The sequence below is a fragment of the Streptomyces sp. NPDC093260 genome (assembly GCF_040683715.1).
Taxonomy (GTDB): Bacteria; Actinomycetota; Actinomycetes; order Streptomycetales; family Streptomycetaceae; genus Streptomyces; species Streptomyces sennicomposti.
Genome location: NZ_JBFBEK010000009.1, coordinates 228,504 through 245,917, shown reverse-complemented (window position 1 = coordinate 245,917; position 17,414 = coordinate 228,504). Strand labels below are relative to the sequence as shown.

Genomic DNA, 17,414 nt, shown 5'->3' with positions numbered 1-17,414 from the left:
GGAGCGCATGAGGTTGACGGCCCGCCGGTGCGTCCACGTCCGGCGTCACACGCGCGAGCCGAGGCTCCCGTACGCCAGGGCGCCGGACCCCTCGCGGGGATCCGGCGCCCTGGGACGCGCGGAAAGCGTCAGCCGAGCCTTGACTCAAGCTCCGCCACGATCTCGTTCACGCCGATGGCCACCTGTTCGCCGGACTCCATGTCCTTGAGCTGGACGACGCCCTCGGCCAGGTCGCGCTCGCCCATCACCAGGGCGTAGCGCGCACCCGAGCGGTTGGCCGCCTTCATGGCCGCCTTCAGGCCCTTGCCGCCGTAGGAGAAGTCGGCGGCGACGCCGTTCTTGCGCAGCTCGGTGACCTTGGCGAACAGGATCCGGCGCGCCTCCTCGCCGAGCGGGACCGCGAACACGCTGGTGGTGGCGGGCAGCTGGAGTTCGACGCCCTCCGCCTCCAGGGCGAGGACCGTGCGGTCCACGCCGAGCGCCCAGCCGACCGAGGGCAGCGCGGGGCCGCCGATCATCTCGGACAGGCCGTCGTAGCGGCCGCCGCCGCCGACCGCGGACTGCGAGCCGAGGCCGTCGTGCACGAACTCGAAGGTGGTGCGCGTGTAGTAGTCCAGACCGCGGACCAGCTTGGGGTCGTCCTCGAAGGAGACGCCGGCCGCGGTGATCAGCTCGCGGACCTCCTCGTGGTACGCCTTGCACGCGTCACACAGGTAGTCGCGCAGCAGCGGGGCGTCGGTGAGCTGCTTCTGCACGTCCGGGCGCTTGTCGTCGAGCACGCGCAGCGGGTTGATCTCCGCGCGGCGCAGCGTGTCCTCGTCCAGGTCCAGGCCGCGCAGGAAGTCCTGGAGCGCCGCGCGGTAGATCGGACGGCACTCCTTGTCGCCGAGGCTGTTGAGCAGGATGCGGAAGTTCCTGAGGCCCAGCGAGCGGTAGGCCTGGTCGGCCAGGATGATCAGCTCGGCGTCGAGCGCCGGGTCCTCCGCCCCGATCGCCTCGGCGCCCACCTGGGAGAAGTGGCGGTAGCGGCCCTTCTGGGGGCGCTCGTAGCGGTAGTAGGAGCCGGAGTACCAGAGCTTGACCGGCAGGTTGCCGGTCTTGTGCAGGTTGGCCTCCAGGGCGGCGCGCAGCACGGAGGCGGTGCCCTCGGGGCGCAGGGCGAGCCTGTCGCCGCCCTTGGTCTCGAAGGCGTACATCTCCTTGGTGACGATGTCGGTGGATTCGCCGACACCGCGCGCGAAGAGTTCGACGTTCTCGAAGCCGGGCGTCTCGATGTAGCCGTAGCCGGAGTTGCGCAGCGGGGCGGCGATGGCCTCGCGCACCGCCAGGAACTTCGCGGAGTCCGGCGGGATCAGGTCGTAGGTGCCCTTGGGGGCCTTGAAGGTGCTCACGAAGTCTCTCGTCACATTCCTCGTCGGGGAGCGTCGCCCGCTCCCTGGCCGGCCGCCACCTGCCGCAGATACGGGTTGGTGGCGCGCTCCTGGCCGATGGTCGTCTGGGGGCCGTGGCCGGACAGCACCACGGTCGAGTCGTCGAGCGGCAGGCACACGCGGGCCAGCGAGTCGAGCATCTCGGCCATGTCACCGCCGGGCAGGTCGGTGCGTCCGATGGAGCCGGCGAACAGCAGATCCCCGGAGAAGAAGACCTGCGGGATGTCCGCGGTCTCGGGCATCCGGAACGTCACCGACCCCTTGGTATGGCCCGGCGCGTGCGCGACGGAGAACTCCAGACCGGCCAGCTCCAGCCTGGCGCCGTCGGCCAGTTCCTCGACGTCGTCCGGCTCCCCCACGGTCAGCTCGCCCATCAGCGGCATGCCGATGGAGCGGCCGAGGGCCTTCTCGGGGTCGCTCATCATGTACCGGTCGGCCGGGTGGATCCAGGCCGGTACGCCGTGTGCTCCGCACACCGGGACGACCGAGGCCACGTGGTCGATGTGGCCGTGGGTGAGGACGACGGCGACGGGCTTGAGCCGATGCTTCTTCAGCGCTTCCTCGACGCCTCGGGCGGCCTGGTGGCCGGGGTCGATGATCACGCACTCCTCACCGGCGGCGGGGGCGACGAGATAGCAGTTCGTCCCCCAGGCCCCGGCGGGGAACCCGGCAATGAGCACGATCGTCCTTCGTTTGTGTCGATAAGGGAGGGCATCGGGCGGCTAGGCCTGTGATCCGAGCCTACCGGCGCTGCCGGATCCTCAGCTAACCCATATACGGTACGGGGCACACGCAGGCGGTCGGCTCACGGGACGCGCGCGTACCGGTCGACACATGAGACGCATGAGGAGAGAACCCGGTGGTCAGCCAGGAGCAGCGGCGGCGTCAGCTCGCCCGGGAGAAGTTCTTGCGGCAGCAGCAGCGGCGCACCGATGCGCGGCGCAGGGCGCGTGTGCGCAACTCGGTGATCGCGTCGGTGCTCGGCGTGGTCGTCATCGCCGGTGCGGCGCTGTACACGACCGGGGCCCTCAAGAGCGACAAGGACGACAGCAAGTCGAACGCGGGTGCGAAGGCCTCCCCCAGCGCCACCAGCAAGGCGCCGGACCCGTGCGCCAAGCCGGCCGCGGGCTCGGTGAAGAAGCTGAGCTGGAAGAAGGAGCCGGCGATGAGGATCGACACGTCGGCGAAGTACACGATGAAGCTGGCGACGACGTGCGGTGACATAGACATCGCGCTGAAGGCGGGCGCGGCTCCGCACACGGTGAACTCGTTCGACTTCCTGGCGGGCCAGGGCTTCTTCGACCACACCAAGTGCCACCGGCTCACCACCGCCGGCATCTACGTGCTCCAGTGCGGCGACCCGCAGGGGCAGGGCACCGGCGGTCCGGGCTACACGATCCCGGACGAGAACCTCAAGGACAAGAGCCTGAGCGGCAACGTCTACCCGGCGGGCACGGTGGCGATGGCGAACCAGTACAACGCCTCCAGCGGCCAGGGCCGCAACTCCGGCGGCAGCCAGTTCTTCCTCGTCTACCAGGACAGCCAGCTTCCGCCCAACTACACCCCCTTCGGTACGATTTCAGAGTCCGGGCTGAAGGTGCTGAAGAAGATCGCCGCCGCAGGCGAGAACACCGGGGCCGGCGACGGGGCGCCCAACGCGACGGTCGTCATCAACAAGGCCACGGTCGCGAAATCCTGATCGTCAACTGCGTAATTTCGGTCGCGCTGGATGCGGACAGGCAACCCGCCGGTCGCCTATGTTGGCCGTGACGAAACTGTGGACGATGCCCGGGGGAGCCACGAAGCCCCCTCGCGGGCATCATGTGGAGGAGGCGCTGTGAGCAGCGACCCGTGGGGCCGCGTCGACGAGACGGGGACCGTGTACGTGCGGACGGCCGACGGCGAGCAGGTCGTCGGTTCCTGGCAGGCCGGCTCCCCCGAGGAGGCGCTGGCCTACTTCGAGCGCAAGTACGAGGGCCTGGTTGTGGAGATCGGCCTCCTCGAGAAGCGAGTGCGGACCACCGACCTGTCGTCGAAGGACGCGCAGGCCGCCATCGATCACCTGCGGGAGCAGATCGACGCGCACCACGCGGTCGGTGATCTCGACGCGCTGCGCGCTCGTCTGGACAAGCTGGTCGAGACCGTCGAGGCCCGGCGCGAGGAGCGCAAGGCGCAGCGCGCCCGGCAGACGGACGAGGCCCGGCATTCCAAGGAGGCGCTGGTCGCGGAGGCGGAGGACCTTGCCCGCTCGGACCAGTGGCGGGTGGCCGGTGAGCGGCTGCGGGCGCTGGTGGACACCTGGAAGGGGCTGCCGCGGCTGGACCGCAAGTCGGACGACGAGCTGTGGCACCGCTTCTCGCACGCCCGCTCGGCGTTCTCCAAGCGGCGCAAGGCGCACTTCGCGCAGCTGGACGCGCAGCGCGAGGAGGCCCGCCGGATCAAGGAGCGGCTGGTCGCCGAGGCGGAGGCGCTGTCGGGTTCGACGGACTGGGGTCCGACGGCGGCCCGCTACCGGGATCTGATGGCCGAGTGGAAGGCCGCGGGCCGGGCGCAGCGGGAGCACGAGGACGATCTGTGGAACCGTTTCCGCGGCGCCCAGGACGTTTTCTTCGCGGCGCGCGGTTCGGTGTTCGCCGAGCGCGACGCCGAGCAGGCGGAGAACCTCAAGCTGAAGGAGGAGCTGGCCGAGGAGGCCGAGCGACTGCTGCCGGTGACCGATCTGAAGGCCGCCCGGGCCGCCTTCCGCTCGATCAACGAGCGCTGGGAGACGATCGGCCATGTGCCGCGCGACGCCCGGCCCAAGGTCGAGGGCAGGATGCACGCGGTGGAGCGCGCCCTTCAGGAGGCCGAGGAGGCCGAGTGGCGCCGGACGAACCCGGAGGCGCGTGCGCGTGCCGAGGGGCTGACCGATCAGCTCCAGGCCGCCGTGGACAAGCTGCGGGGCCAGATCGAGCAGGCGCGCACCCAGGGCAACACCGCCCGGGCCGACAAGCTGGAAAGGGAGCTGGAGGGCCGTCAGGCGCTGCTGGACCAGGCCCTGAAGGGCCTGCAGGAGTTCGGCGGCTGACACGCCGCTTCCCGCTTCGCGGATGACCGAGGGCTCCCGTACGGCGTGTACGGGAGCCCTCGTCGTGTGTCCGCGGCCCGCCAGGCCCGCTGGGTTCGCTAGGTGCGGTTGCGTGCCGAGGTGACCCGGTAGACGTCGTAGACGCCCTCGACGCCGCGTACGGCCCGCAGGACGTGGCCCAGGTGCTTGGGGTCGCCCATCTCGAAGGTGAAGCGGGAGGTGGCGACGCGGTCGCGGGAGGTCTGGACGGCCGCGGAGAGGATGTTGACGTGCTGGTCGGACAGGACGCGGGTGACGTCCGACAGCAGCCGGGAGCGGTCCAGCGCCTCGACCTGGATGGCGACCAGGAAGACCGAGGACTGGGTGGGCGCCCATGCGACGTCCAGGATGCGCTCGGGCTCGCGGGACAGCGACTCGACGTTGACGCAGTCGTTGCGGTGCACGGAGACGCCGCTGCCGCGGGTGACGAAGCCGATGATCGGGTCGCCGGGCACCGGGGTGCAGCAGCGGGCCAGCTTGACCCACACGTCGTCGACGCCCTTGACGACGACGCCCGGGTCCGCGTTGGAGCGGCGCTTGCGGCCGCGCCCGCGCGCGGGCGGCATCGCCTCGTCGATCTCCTCGGTGGCGGCCTCCTCGCCGCCGAGGGCCTGGACGAGCTTCTGGACGATGTTCTGCGCCGAGACATGCCCCTCGCCGATCGCCGCGTAGAGCGCGGAGATGTCGGAGTAGCGCATCTCGTGGGCGAGGGTGACCAGGGAGTCGCCGGTCAGGATCCGTTGGATCGGCAGGTTCTGCTTGCGCATGGCGCGGACGATGGCGTCCTTGCCCTGCTCGATCGCCTCGTCGCGGCGCTCCTTGGAGAACCAGCCGCGGATCTTGTTGCGGGCGCGCGGTGACTTGACGAAGCCGAGCCAGTCCCGGGAGGGCCCGGCGCCGGTCGCCTTGGAGGTGAAGACCTCCACCAGGTCGCCGTTGTCCAGGGTCGACTCCAGTGGCACCAGACGGCCGTTGACCCGGGCTCCTATCGTGCGGTGGCCGACCTCGGTGTGCACGGCGTAGGCGAAGTCGACGGGGGTGGCGCCGGCCGGGAGCGCTATGACGTCGCCCTTGGGCGTGAAGACGAAGACCTCGTTGCGGGAGAGGTCGAAACGCAGCGACTCCAGGAACTCGCCGGGGTCCTCGGTCTCCTTCTGCCAGTCCAGCAACTGCCGGAGCCACGCCATGTCGTTGATGGCGTCCTTGTCCTTGGCGGACGACTTGGGCGCGTCGGTGCGGACCTTGGAGGCGCCGGCGACGGCCTCCTGCTTGTACTTCCAGTGCGCGGCGATGCCGTACTCGGCGCGGCGGTGCATGTCGAAGGTGCGGATCTGCAGTTCGACCGGTTTGCCGTTGGGACCGATGACCGTCGTGTGCAGCGACTGGTACATGTTGAACTTGGGCATCGCGATGTAGTCCTTGAACCGGCCGGGGACCGGGTTCCATCGCGCGTGCACGGTGCCGAGGGCGGCGTAGCAGTCCCGGACGGTGTCGACCAGGACGCGGATGCCCACCAGGTCGTAGATCTCCGCGAAGTCGCGGCCGCGGACGATCATCTTCTGGTAGACGCTGTAGTAGTGCTTGGGGCGGCCGGTGACGGTCGCCTTGATACGGGCGGCGCGCAGGTCGGCCTGGACCTCGTCGGTGACGATGGCCAGGTACTCGTCGCGCTTGGGTGCGCGTTCGGCGACGAGGCGGACGATCTCGTCGTACATCTTGGGGTAGAGGATCGCGAAGGCGAGGTCCTCCAGCTCCCACTTGATGGTGTTCATGCCCAGGCGATGGGCGAGCGGCGCGTAGATCTCCAGGGTCTCGCGCGCCTTCTTCTCCTGCTTCTCGCGTTTGAGGTAGCGCATGGTGCGCATGTTGTGCAGGCGGTCGGCGAGCTTGATGACCAGGACGCGGGGGTCCTTGGCCATGGCGACGACCATCTTGCGCACGGTCTCGGCCTGTGCGGCCTCGCCGAACTTGACCTTGTCCAGCTTGGTGACGCCGTCGACGAGCAGGGCGACCACGTCGCCGAAGTCGCGGCGCAGGTCCTCCAGGCCGTACTCGGTGTCCTCGACGGTGTCGTGCAGCAGCCCGGCCATCAGGGTGGCCGGGTCCATGCCCAGCTCGGCGAGGATGGTGGTGACGGCGAGCGGGTGCGTGATGTACGGGTCGCCGCTCTTGCGCTTCTGGCCGCGGTGCCAGCGCTCGGCGACCTGGTAGGCGCGCTCGATCTGGCGCAGCGTCGAGGTCTCGATCTTGGGGTCGTTGCTGCGCACTATCCGCAGCAGGGGCTCCAGGACCGGGTTGTACGGGTTGGCGCGCTGCACGCCGAGGCGGGCCAGGCGGGCGCGGACGCGGTTGGAGGAGCCGGAGCGGGTCCCGGTCCCGCCGGCGGAGCGCACGGGCGGAGCGGGTTTGGGGCGCGCGGCCTCGGCGGTCTTCTCGACCGGCGCGGACTGGGCGTGCTCGACCGCCCGCCGGGTGTCGTTCTTCGCGTTCGACACCTTGGGCGCGGGCTTCGCCGCGGACGCCGAGGCGGACTCGGGCTTGGCGGCGGTCAGTGGCTGGGCCTCGTCTGGCAAGAGGACTCCTCGTGCGCGATCCGGGTCCCCCGGTCAGGCTCCGGAAACCCCATGGTAGCGATCCCGGGCCGCGGGATCGCCTTCAGTCCGGTGTGCGGGCTGTTCACTGTGCAAACACCTGAGACGGGCGCCGGATTCCTCCGGGCCCGTCTCTGTGGTGCCGTCTGTACGGATACGGCGTTTTCGTCCCGTATCCGCGCTTCGGTCAGACCTGGAGCAGCGCCTCCAGGGGCGCTCCGTCCAGCGCCGGTTCCAGCCGGGCCCGGCCGCCGAGGAACCCGAGTTCCATCAGGACGGCGACGCCGGCGACCTGGGCGCCCGCCCGGCGGATCAGCTGCACGGAGGCCTCCGCGGTGCCGCCGGTGGCGAGGACGTCGTCCACGACCAGGACGCGGTCGCCCGCGGTCAGGTCCTCGGCGTGCACCTCGATCTCCGCCGAGCCGTACTCCAGGTCGTAGGCCTGGCGGAGGGTGGCTCCGGGGAGCTTGCCCGCCTTGCGCACGGGGATGAAACCGAGGCCCGCGCGGACGGCGACCGGGGCGCCGAGGATGAAGCCGCGGGCCTCCAGGCCGACGATCTTCGTGGCGCCGGCGCGTTCGGCGATCTCGGCGAACGCGTCGGTCAGGGCGGTGAACGCCGCCGGATCCGCCAGGAGCGGGGTGATGTCCTTGAACATCACGCCCTGCTCCGGGTAGTCCTCCACGTCGCGGATGCGGCTGAGCAGCAGTTCCTGGATGTCGGTCATCGCGGTCACCGGCGCTTCCCGGAGGGCCGGCCACGGCCCCGGCTGCGGGAGGCGCCCTGCTCGCGCGGGCCGACGACCGCGGGGGCGGCGTCCTCGGGCTCCTCGCCGAAGGACGAGTCGGCGCCCTGGGCCGCCGGCTCACCCTGCGCGCCGGCCTGCGCCCGCTTGGCCAGGACGCGCTTGCGCAGGGCCTTCATCTGCGGCTCGCGCTCCTTGAGGTCGGCGACGAGCGGCGTGGCGATGAAGATCGAGGAGTACGCGCCGGCGGCGAGGCCGACGAACAGCGACAGCGAGATGTCGTTGAGCATGCCCGCGCCGAGCACGCCGCCGCCGATGAACAGCAGGCCCGCCACCGGCAGCAGCGCGACCACGGTGGTGTTGATGGAGCGCATCAGCGTGCCGTTGATCGACTGGTTGGCGATGTCGCTGTAGGTCCAGCGCGTCTGCTTGGTGATGTCCTTCGTCTGCTCCTTGAGGCTGTCGAAGACGACGACCGTGTCGTAGAGCGAGTAACCGAGGATGGTCAGCAGACCGATCACGGTGCCCGGCGTGACCTCGAAGCCGACGAGGGCGTAGATGCCGGTGGTGATCGTGATGTCGTGGATCAGGGCGACCAGGGCGGCCAGCGCCATCCGCCACTCGAAGGCGATCGCCAGGTAGATCACGACCAGGACCATGAAGATCGCCAGGCCCTCCCAGGCCTTGTTGGCGATCTGCTTGCCCCAGCTGGGGCCGACCAGGTCGGCGTTGATCTGCTCCGGGTTGACCTTCAGGTCCTTGGAGAGGGTGTCCTTGATCTCGTCGGACTTGCCGGTGTCGATGCCGGCGATTTGGATGCGCAGGCTGCCGTCACCGAGCTTCTGCACGATCGCGTCGTGGCCGGAGGCCTCTTGGGCGTACGTCTCGGCCTGGCTGACCGAGGTCGTCATGTGCTTGGGGGTGGTGAAGACCGCTCCGCCCTGGAACTCGATGCCCATGTTCAGGCCGCGCACCGCCAGGCCGAGGATGGCCGTGATGGTGATCAGGATGGAGATGCCGTACCAGATCTTGCGGTTCTTGACGAAGTCGTAGCCGACCTCGCCACGGTGGAGTCGGGCGCCGAGGCTGCCGATCTTCGACATACGCTCACGCCTCCTTCGTGTCGACGGGGCGGGCGGGGCGGCGGGTACGGCGCAGCGGAGGCTTGGCGCCCAGGGCCTTGGGATCGAGGCCGGACCACTTGTGGCCGTTCGCGTAGAACTTCCTGCGGGCCAGGATCGTCATCAGCGGCTTGGTGAACAGGAAGACGACGACCACGTCGAGCAGCGTGGTCAGGCCGAGCGTGAACGCGAAGCCCTGCACCTTGCCGACGGTAACGATGAACAGCACCGCGGCGGCCAGGAACGAGACGAAGTCGGAGACCAGGATGGTGCGGCGCGCGCGCGGCCAGGCGCGTTCCACGGCGGGGCGCAGCGAGCGGCCCTCGCGGATCTCGTCGCGGATGCGCTCGAAGAACACGATGAACGAGTCCGCGGTGATGCCGATGGCGACGATCGCGCCGCACACCGCCGGCAGGTTCAGCGCGAAGCCGATGGCCGGGCCGAGCAGCGACATGATCACGTAGGCGAGGATCGCCGAGACCAGCAGCGAGGGGATGGCGATCAGCGACAGGCCGCGGTAGAAGATCAGCAGGTAGACGACGACCAGGGCGAGGCCGATGGCGCCCGCGATCAGGCCGGCGTGCAGCTGGTCGCCGCCGAGCGCGGCCGTCACGGTGGTGACGCTGTCCTCCTTGAAGGTCAGCGGCAGGGCGCCGTAGGAGAGCATGTTGGCCAGGCTCTGCGCGGACTGCTGGTCGAAGCTGCCGGAGATCTCGGCGTTGCCGCCGGTGATGGCCTGCTTGACGTAGGGGTCGGAGACCACTTCGCCGTCCAGCACGATGGCGAACTGGTTCTGCGGCGACTGGTTCTGCGCCAGCTTGCCGGTGACGTCGGCGAACTTCTTCGCGCCCGAGCCGGTGAAGTCGAGCTGGACGATCCAGCCGGCCGCGCCCTGGGTGTCGAAGACCGCCTGGCCCTTCTTGACGTCGGTGCCGTCGACGGCGGCCGGGCCGAGGATGTACTTCTGCCACACGCCCGAGGAGTTCTTGCCGCAGGCCACGGTGGGCTCGGTGGGCAGCACGCCCTTGCCGGCGGTGGCGCGCACGCTCTCCTTGGAGCAGTCGAGCGCTGTGTACTGGGCCTGGAGCTTGGCGGTGGCGTCGGCGCCGGCGCTGCCGCTCGGCGACGGGGCGGCGCTGGTGGATGCCTTCGGGCTGGAGGACGCCTTACCGGACGGCGTGGCGTCGGCCTTCAGGGCGCCGGTGACGGCGCGGCCCTGCTGGGTCGCCGTCGCCGACGGGCTCGCGGAGCCGGAGGTCGCCTTGTCGCCGGACTGTTCCGTCGCCTTGCCCGAAGGGCTGGCGGACGCCTTGCCCGAGGGGCTGGAGGAGGCGCTCGGCGACGGGCTGGCCGTGGCGGCGCCGGCGGAGACCTCGGTGGCGAGGACCGGACGGAAGTACAGCTTCGCGGTGGTGCCGACCTGCTCCCGGGCCTGCTTGGAGTTCGTGCCCTTGGGGATGTTGACGATGATGTTGTCGTCGCCCTGGGTCTGGACCTCGGCCTCCGAGACGCCAAGACCGTTGACACGGCGTTCCATGATGTTCACGGCCGTGTTCATGTTGGTCTTGTTGATCGCGGATTCCTGACCGCGTTCGGGGACCGCCCGCAGGGTGATGCTCGTGCCGCCGGCCAGGTCGATGCCGAGACGCGGGGTGGTGTTCCCCGAGGCGAACATGCCGCCGGTGAGCGCCACGATGGCGATCAGGATGAGGGCCAGCGAGCGCCATGGCTTGCTCTGGGCGCTCGCGCTCCGGCCCTTCTTAGGTGCTGCCACCTTCTCGTACTCCCTCTCGGGCCGCTCCGCGCCGGGTCAGCCCGGTGGCGGCCATGACATGGTGTCGGGATCCCGCGCGAAGTGAACACGTCCCAGGGCGCGCGGGCGGTGCCGCGCGCCCTGGAGGGTGACTACTTCGCCTCGGAGTCGCCGTCGGTCTTCTTCGGCTCTGCGTCCGCCTTCGCCTCGGCGGCGTCGGCCGGCTCCTCGGCCGCGTCCTTCTTCCCGAGGTCGATCGGCTTGTCGTCGGAGGCGGTGGAAGCGTCGGCGGCGGGCTCGTCGGTCTCGGTGAGGGAGGAGGCGTCGTCGGGAACGAGGTCGGCGTCGGACTTCAGGTCGTGCTCGATGCCGTGGACGATGCGGTTGTACTCGTCGTCGGACAGGACGGTGGCGATGGCGTTCTTGGCGAACAGCAGCTCCACGCCCGGCCCGGCGTCAAGGAGGACCGTGTCGTCGTTGACCTCCTTGACCGTGGCGTACATGCCCCCGATGGTGCGGATTCCGCTGCCGGGCTGCATCTGGTTCCGCATGTCGGCGGCCTGAGCCTGCTTGCGCTTGGCCGACCGGGTCATCAGGAACATGGCCCCGATGAGCACGATGAACGGGAGGAGGGTCACGAGACTCACGGGTCGGAACTTCCTTCACACGACCGCGATGGTGAGCGGCCTGATGGTTGGGGGTGTGCGTGCCGTCGACAAGGGCGGCATCGGCGGAGTCTAAGCGAGTCCGCGTGCATGGAACAACGCTCAGCATGGCACCTGGGTTCCTGGTCGGGCCAATGCCGCACGCATCACGCCCCGAACAGGTCCCCTTGTCCGTTTCCCGCGGTCTGCGAGCGCGGCGGCGTCAGTCCGAGATGCGCCCACGCCGCGGGGGTGGCGACACGCCCGCGGGGGGTGCGGGCGAGCAGGCCCTCCCGTACGAGGAAGGGCTCGGCGACCTCTTCCACGGTCTCACGTTCCTCCCCCACCGCCACCGCGAGTGTCGACAGGCCGACGGGACCGCCGCCGAACAGCTTCAGCAGCGCCTGGAGCACGGCCCGGTCGAGCCGGTCCAGGCCGCGCGGGTCGACCTCGTAGACGGCGAGGGCGGCGGCGGCGATCTCACGGGTGATGACGCCGTCCGCTTTGACCTGCGCGTAGTCGCGCACCCGGCGCAGCAGCCGGTTGGCGATCCGGGGGGTGCCGCGGGAGCGGCCGGCGATCTCGGCGGCACCGGCGGTGTCGATCTCGACGTCGAGCAGGCTCGCCGAGCGGTGCACGACGCGCTCCAGTTCGGCGGGCTCGTAGAACTCCATGTGCGCGGTGAAGCCGAACCGGTCGCGCAGCGGGGGCGGCAGCAGGCCGGCCCGGGTGGTGGCGCCGACCAGGGTGAAGGGGGGCAGCTCCAGCGGGATGGCGGTGGCGCCGGGACCCTTGCCGACGATGACGTCGACGCGGAAGTCCTCCATCGCCATGTAGAGCATCTCCTCGGCGGGCCGGGACATCCGGTGGATCTCGTCGAGGAAGAGCACCTCGCCCTCCTGGAGGGAGGAGAGGATGGCGGCGAGGTCGCCGGCGTGCTGGATGGCGGGTCCCGAGGTGATCCGGATGGGGGCGCCCATCTCGGCGGCGATGATCATCGACAGGGTGGTCTTGCCGAGGCCGGGCGCGCCGGAGAGCAGCACGTGGTCGGCGGTGGCGCCGCGCGCGCGGGCGGCGCGCAGCACGAGGTCGAGCTGTTCGCGCACCTTCTCCTGGCCGATGAACTCGCCCAGGTCCTTGGGCCGCAGGGCGGCCTCGACGGCCTGGTCCTCACGGTCGGCGACAGAGCCCACCAGCCGTTCGCCGGCGGGCGTGTCGGTCGTGTCGTCCCAGTTCATGTCTGCTCAGCCTCGGGGAGAGTGGTGGTCGGCGGGCTCGGTTCGGGGTCGGGGCCGGCGGGGCTCGCCGGTTCCGGGTCGGCGCCAGGGCCGCTGCGACGATCGGCGGGCCGGGCCGGGCCGATGCCGGAATCGTGGATCGGGGGCCGGTCCCACGTCAGCATCGCAGGTCAGGGGCCGTCGCCGGAGCAGGGGCCCGGGCCGGGGACCGGCTCTGGGCCAGGACCGCAGGTCAGGGGCTGTCCTCCGGGCCAGGGCCCGGACCGGGGGCCGGGCCCGTGTCGCGGCGGGCGGGACGCGGTCCCGGCCGTCGCCCGGGTCGGCGGCCCGGCCGGCCGCCTGTCAGCGGGTCCGGTTCAGGGTCTGGAGGGCGGCCTTCAGCAGCTGTCCCACCTGGGGCGCGCCGCCGCCCGCCTCGGCCTGCGGGGCCACCGCGGCGACGGCCTCGTCGGCCTCCCGGGTGGCGTACCCGAGGCCGATCAGGGCGGCGTGCAGCTGGTCGCGCCAGCCCTGGGTGACGGGGACGCCGACGGCGGGGGCGCCGACCGGTGCGCCGAGCCGGTCCTTGAGTTCCAGCAGGAGCTTCTGGGCGCCCTTCTTGCCGATGCCGGGCACCGCGGTGAGCGCCTTCTCGTCGCCGGTGGCTACCGCGCCGCGCAGGGCGTCGGGGGTGTGCACGGCGAGCATGGCCTGGGCGAGGCGGGGGCCGACGCCGCTGGCGGTCTGCAGGAGTTCGAAGACCTGGCGCTCGTCGTCGTCGGCGAAGCCGTACAGAGTGAGCGAGTCCTCGCGTACGACCAGGGAGGTGTGCAGTTTCGCGGGCTGCCCGATCCGCAGCGTCGACAGCGTGTTCGGGGTGCACTGGACGGCCATGCCGACGCCGCCCACCTCGATCACCGCGGTGTCGGGGGCGAGGGCGGCGACGGCGCCGCTGACGAAGGCGATCATGCCGTACGGCCTTTCGATGTCATCGGAGTTCCGGCCGCGTGCCGGGCGACGGCCTGCTGGAGCCGGTTCTGGGCGGGGGCCCGCCAGATGTGGCAGATGGCGAGTGCGAGAGCGTCGGCGGCGTCGGCGGGTTTCGGGGGCGCGCTCAGCCGCAGGAGCCGGGTGACCATGGCGCCCACCTGGGCCTTGTCCGCGCGTCCGCTGCCGGTGACGGCGGCCTTGACCTCGCTGGGGGTGTGCAGGGCGACGGGGATGCCGCGGCGGGAGGCGCACAGGATGGCGACGGCGCTGGCCTGGGCGGTGCCCATCACCGTGCGCACGTTGTGCTGGCTGAAGACGCGCTCCACCGCGACGAACTCCGGGCGGTGCTCGTCGAGCCACTGTTCGATGCCCTGTTCGACGACGACCAGGCGGTGGCCGAGGTCGGCGTCCGCGGGCGTGCGGACCACGCCGACGCCGATCATGGTCAGCGGCCGACCGGCGACGCCCTCCACGACGCCGACTCCGCACCGGGTCAGCCCCGGGTCCACCCCCAGTACGCGCACGCCCGTCCCTTCCGTCTGCTGCTGTTCGTGCAGGCTATCGGGTGCCACCGACAACGGCGGCGGGCCGGGGGACGCGTCCCTCCGGCCCGTCTGGGTCGCCGTGCGCGCGGGGTGTTACGCGTCGACCTTCTCCATGACCTCGTCGCTGACGTCGAAGTTGGCGAAGACGTTCTGCACGTCGTCGCTGTCCTCCAGCGCGTCGATCAGCTTGAAGATCTTCTTGGCGCCTTCCTCGTCCAGCTCGACCTGCATGGTCGGGACGAAGTTGGCCTCGGCCGAGTCGTAGTCGATCCCGGCCTCCTGGAGGGCGGTGCGGACCGCGACCAGGTCGGTGGCCTCGCTGAGCACCTCGAAGTTCTCGCCGAGGTCGTTGACCTCCTCGGCGCCCGCGTCCAGGACGGCGGCCAGGACGTCGTCCTCGGTCAGCTCGCCCTTGGGGACGATCACGACGCCCTTGCGGTTGAACAGGTACGACACCGAGCCGGGGTCGGCCATGGAGCCGCCGTTGCGGGTCATGGCGACGCGGACGTCGGAGGCGGCACGGTTGCGGTTGTCGGTGAGGCACTCGATGAGCACCGCGACACCGTTCGGACCGTAGCCCTCGTACATGATCGTCTCGTAGTCGGCGCCGCCGGCCTCCAGGCCGCCGCCGCGCTTGATGGCCGAGTCGATGTTCTTGTTGGGCACCGACTGCTTCTTGGCCTTCTGCACGGCGTCGTAGAGCGTCGGGTTGCCGTCCAGGTCGACACCGCCCATGCGCGCGGCGACCTCGATGTTCTTGATCAGCTTCGCGAAGAGCTTGCCACGCTTGGCGTCGATGACGGCCTTCTTGTGCTTCGTCGTGGCCCATTTAGAGTGGCCGGACATCTGCCTGTCTCCTTCGCGTAAACCCATCCTGTACGAACGCCCCCGGACCTGAAGCAGCCGGGAGGTACCCCCGGAGATCCTACAAGGACTCCGCGGCCCGCTTCGCGCGCACCATCTCGACGAAAAGGGCGTGCACCCGGTGGTCGCCGGTCAGCTCGGGGTGGAACGACGTGGCCAGCGCGTCGCCCTGGCGGACCGCGACGATGTGGCCGTCGTGCTCGGCGAGCACCTCGGCGCCGGCGCCGACCGACTCGACCCAGGGGGCGCGGATGAAGACGCCCTCCACGGGGTCGCCCGCGACGCCCTCGACGTCCACGGCGGCCTCGAAGGACTCGTTCTGCCGGCCGAAGGCGTTGCGGCGCACGATCATGTCGATGCCGCCGACGGTCTCCTGGCCCGAGCGCGGGTCGAGGATCTTGTCGGCGAGCATGATCATGCCGGCGCAGGTGCCGTACACGGGCATGCCTCCGCGCACGCGCGCGCGGAGGGGGTCCATCACGCCGAACAGGACGGCGAGTTTGGAGATGGTGGTGGACTCGCCGCCGGGCAGGACCAGGCCGTCGACCTCGGCGAGTTCTTCGGGGCGCCTGACCGGCCTGGCCACGGCGTCGGCCGCGGCCAGGGCGATGAGGTGCTCCCGTACGTCGCCCTGGAGGGCCAGGACGCCGATGACAGGGGCTTCGTCGCTCATGGAGTGATTACCAGCCGCGGTTGGCGTAGCGCTCGGTCTCGGGCAGGGTGTCGCAGTTGATGCCGACCATGGCCTCGCCGAGGTTGCGGGACGCGTCCGCGATGATCTTCGGGTCGTCGTAGAAGGTGGTCGCCTTGACGATGGCGGCGGCGCGCTTGGCCGGGTCGCCGGACTTGAAGATGCCGGAGCCGACGAAGACGCCCTCGGCGCCGAGCTGGCGCATCAGCGCGGCGTCGGCGGGAGTGGCCACACCGCCCGCGGAGAACAGCACCACCGGGAGCTTGCCCAGCTCGGCGACCTCCTTGACCAGCTCGTAGGGGGCGCGCAGCTCCTTGGCGGCGGCGTACAGCTCGTTGTTGTCGTAGCCGCGCAGCCGGGCGATCTCGTTCTTGATCTGGCGCAGGTGGCGGACGGCCTCGACGACGTTGCCGGTGCCGGCCTCGCCCTTGGAGCGGATCATGGCCGCGCCCTCGGCGATGCGGCGCAGGGCCTCGCCGAGGTTGGTGGCGCCGCACACGAAGGGGGTGGTGAAGGCCCACTTGTCGGAGTGGTTGACCTCGTCGGCCGGGGTGAGGACCTCGGACTCGTCGATGTAGTCCACGCCGAGGGACTGGAGCACCTGCGCCTCGACGAAGTGGCCGATGCGGGACTTGGCCATCACCGGGATGGAGACGGCGTCGATGATGCCCTCGATCATGTCCGGGTCGGACATGCGGGCCACGCCGCCGTCCTTGCGGATGTCCGCCGGGACCCGCTCCAGGGCCATGACCGCGACGGCGCCCGCGTCCTCGGCGATCTTCGCCTGCTCCGGGGTGACGACGTCCATGATCACGCCGCCCTTGAGCTGCTCGGCCATGCCGCGCTTCACCCGGGCGGTGCCGGTCTCGGGGGTCTGGGCGGAGTCGGAAAGCGTGGTGGACACGGGTGACCTCACTCGGGGGAAAAGAGGGGGTTGGTGCACGAGTGAGGAAACGCGAGTGGACCAGTCCACGGCAAGGGCCAATGGTGAGACGGTGGATCCTTTTCGGGGGCGCCGCGGCTACGTTCTCGGGGTACGGCGCATGGCGCGGACCGGCCCCGGGCCTGCCTCGCGGATACGGCGCCCCTGCCGGGCCCCGGGCGGGGCTACGCGCCCCGGTCCACCAGGGCGGGCGGCGGCTCGTCGTCCATCTCGAAGGCCAGGGGGAAGGGGGCGTGGCCGGCCAGCCGGAACCAGCGGACCTTGCGGTGCTCGCGCAGCCGGCGGGCCGCGCCCACCGCGTCGTTGTGGAAGCGGCGGGCCATCGGGACCCTGCGCACGGCCTCCGTCAGCTCGCGCGCGGCCTCCTCTCCCCCGGGCGCCTCGCGGACCGCCTCCACCTGCGGCGCCTCGGCGAACACCGCCCTGAGCGCCTGGCTCAGCTCGCTCTCGGCGACCTCGCGCTGGTCCTCCTCGGACTGCCGGGCGGCGTGCGCGGCCTCGTAGAGCACGATCGAGGCGGCCGGGTCGAGCACTCCGGAGGTGGCCAGTTCCTGGGCCACGGAGGCGCGGCGCAGCAGCTGGGCGTCGAGCGCGGCGCGGGCGGCGTCGATCCGGGCGTGCAGCCGGTCCAGCCGCCCCGCCGTCCAGCTCAGGTACAGCCCGACGGCGACGAGCGCGACAAGGATCCAGATGAACGTTGCGGTCACGGGCGGCAAGGCTACCGGTGCGCGGCGGGACGTCCGCCCGCGGGCGGACCGCGCTGCGGGCGCCGGG

The 17,414-nt window shown here is 70.9% G+C and carries 16 protein-coding genes; 2 read left to right on the top strand and 14 right to left on the bottom strand.

The window, feature by feature from the left end; genetic code table 11:
• Positions 1-128: 128 nt before the first annotated feature.
• On the bottom strand, positions 129-1,391 hold the full coding sequence (gene hisS, locus AB0N63_RS14545) for a histidine--tRNA ligase (protein WP_365528682.1): 1,263 nt from the start codon (positions 1,389-1,391) through the stop codon (positions 129-131).
• A gap of 11 nt (positions 1,392-1,402) precedes the next feature.
• The gene (locus AB0N63_RS14540; RefSeq protein ID WP_365528679.1) at positions 1,403-2,110 is read right to left on the bottom strand and encodes an MBL fold metallo-hydrolase; all 708 of its coding nucleotides are present in this window, start codon (positions 2,108-2,110) and stop codon (positions 1,403-1,405) included.
• Between the two features lie 179 nt (positions 2,111-2,289).
• Between AB0N63_RS14540 and AB0N63_RS14535 the strand changes: the two genes are divergently transcribed.
• Together AB0N63_RS14535 and AB0N63_RS14530 are read left to right on the top strand one after the other, a co-directional pair.
• On the top strand, positions 2,290-3,129 hold the full coding sequence (locus AB0N63_RS14535; protein WP_365528676.1) for a peptidylprolyl isomerase: 840 nt from the start codon (positions 2,290-2,292) through the stop codon (positions 3,127-3,129).
• Positions 3,130-3,267: 138 nt separating this feature from the next.
• A complete protein-coding gene (locus AB0N63_RS14530; RefSeq protein ID WP_365528674.1) occupies positions 3,268-4,497 on the top strand; it encodes a DUF349 domain-containing protein in 1,230 nt (409 codons plus the stop codon).
• A 98-nt stretch (positions 4,498-4,595) separates the two neighbouring features.
• Here AB0N63_RS14530 and AB0N63_RS14525 read toward each other — a convergent pair whose 3' ends face one another.
• The 12 genes from AB0N63_RS14525 to AB0N63_RS14470 all read right to left on the bottom strand — a co-directional run bounded on the left by AB0N63_RS14525 (position 4,596) and on the right by AB0N63_RS14470 (position 17,347).
• Positions 4,596-7,109: a bifunctional (p)ppGpp synthetase/guanosine-3',5'-bis(diphosphate) 3'-pyrophosphohydrolase gene (locus AB0N63_RS14525; RefSeq protein ID WP_365528671.1), complete on the bottom strand. Its 2,514-nt coding sequence runs from the start codon at positions 7,107-7,109 to the stop codon at positions 4,596-4,598.
• A gap of 205 nt (positions 7,110-7,314) precedes the next feature.
• Positions 7,315-7,854: an adenine phosphoribosyltransferase gene (locus AB0N63_RS14520; protein ID WP_365528770.1), complete on the bottom strand. Its 540-nt coding sequence runs from the start codon at positions 7,852-7,854 to the stop codon at positions 7,315-7,317.
• 5 nt (positions 7,855-7,859) lie between these two features.
• Positions 7,860-8,975, bottom strand: a complete 1,116-nt coding sequence (gene secF, locus AB0N63_RS14515; RefSeq protein ID WP_365528668.1) for a protein translocase subunit SecF — start codon at positions 8,973-8,975, stop codon at positions 7,860-7,862.
• 4 nt (positions 8,976-8,979) lie between these two features.
• Positions 8,980-10,767, bottom strand: a complete 1,788-nt coding sequence (gene secD / locus AB0N63_RS14510) for a protein translocase subunit SecD (protein WP_365528665.1) — start codon at positions 10,765-10,767, stop codon at positions 8,980-8,982.
• 131 nt (positions 10,768-10,898) lie between these two features.
• Positions 10,899-11,393 carry a preprotein translocase subunit YajC gene (gene yajC, locus AB0N63_RS14505; RefSeq protein ID WP_365528663.1) on the bottom strand — a complete coding sequence of 165 codons (495 nt, stop codon included), beginning with the start codon at positions 11,391-11,393 and terminating at the stop codon, positions 10,899-10,901.
• A gap of 164 nt (positions 11,394-11,557) precedes the next feature.
• Entirely contained in the window at positions 11,558-12,628 is a 1,071-nt protein-coding gene (gene ruvB, locus AB0N63_RS14500) for a Holliday junction branch migration DNA helicase RuvB (protein ID WP_365528660.1), read from the bottom strand.
• A gap of 342 nt (positions 12,629-12,970) precedes the next feature.
• Positions 12,971-13,576 (bottom strand): Holliday junction branch migration protein RuvA, encoded by a 606-nt coding sequence (gene ruvA / locus AB0N63_RS14495; RefSeq protein WP_365528658.1) that lies wholly within the window; start codon positions 13,574-13,576, stop codon positions 12,971-12,973.
• Positions 13,573-14,121 (bottom strand): crossover junction endodeoxyribonuclease RuvC, encoded by a 549-nt coding sequence (gene ruvC / locus AB0N63_RS14490; RefSeq protein ID WP_365528655.1) that lies wholly within the window; start codon positions 14,119-14,121, stop codon positions 13,573-13,575. Before ruvC ends, ruvA begins: the two co-directional genes overlap by 4 nt.
• A gap of 114 nt (positions 14,122-14,235) precedes the next feature.
• Entirely contained in the window at positions 14,236-14,988 is a 753-nt protein-coding gene (locus AB0N63_RS14485) for a YebC/PmpR family DNA-binding transcriptional regulator (protein WP_009187628.1), read from the bottom strand.
• 79 nt (positions 14,989-15,067) lie between these two features.
• Positions 15,068-15,679, bottom strand: a complete 612-nt coding sequence (pdxT, locus tag AB0N63_RS14480; protein WP_365528652.1) for a pyridoxal 5'-phosphate synthase glutaminase subunit PdxT — start codon at positions 15,677-15,679, stop codon at positions 15,068-15,070.
• Positions 15,680-15,686: 7 nt separating this feature from the next.
• Positions 15,687-16,601, bottom strand: coding sequence for a pyridoxal 5'-phosphate synthase lyase subunit PdxS (pdxS, locus tag AB0N63_RS14475; protein ID WP_009187630.1), 915 nt, complete (start codon positions 16,599-16,601; stop codon positions 15,687-15,689).
• A 203-nt stretch (positions 16,602-16,804) separates the two neighbouring features.
• Positions 16,805-17,347: a hypothetical protein gene (locus AB0N63_RS14470; protein ID WP_365528650.1), complete on the bottom strand. Its 543-nt coding sequence runs from the start codon at positions 17,345-17,347 to the stop codon at positions 16,805-16,807.
• Between the last annotated feature and the right edge of the window lie 67 nt (positions 17,348-17,414).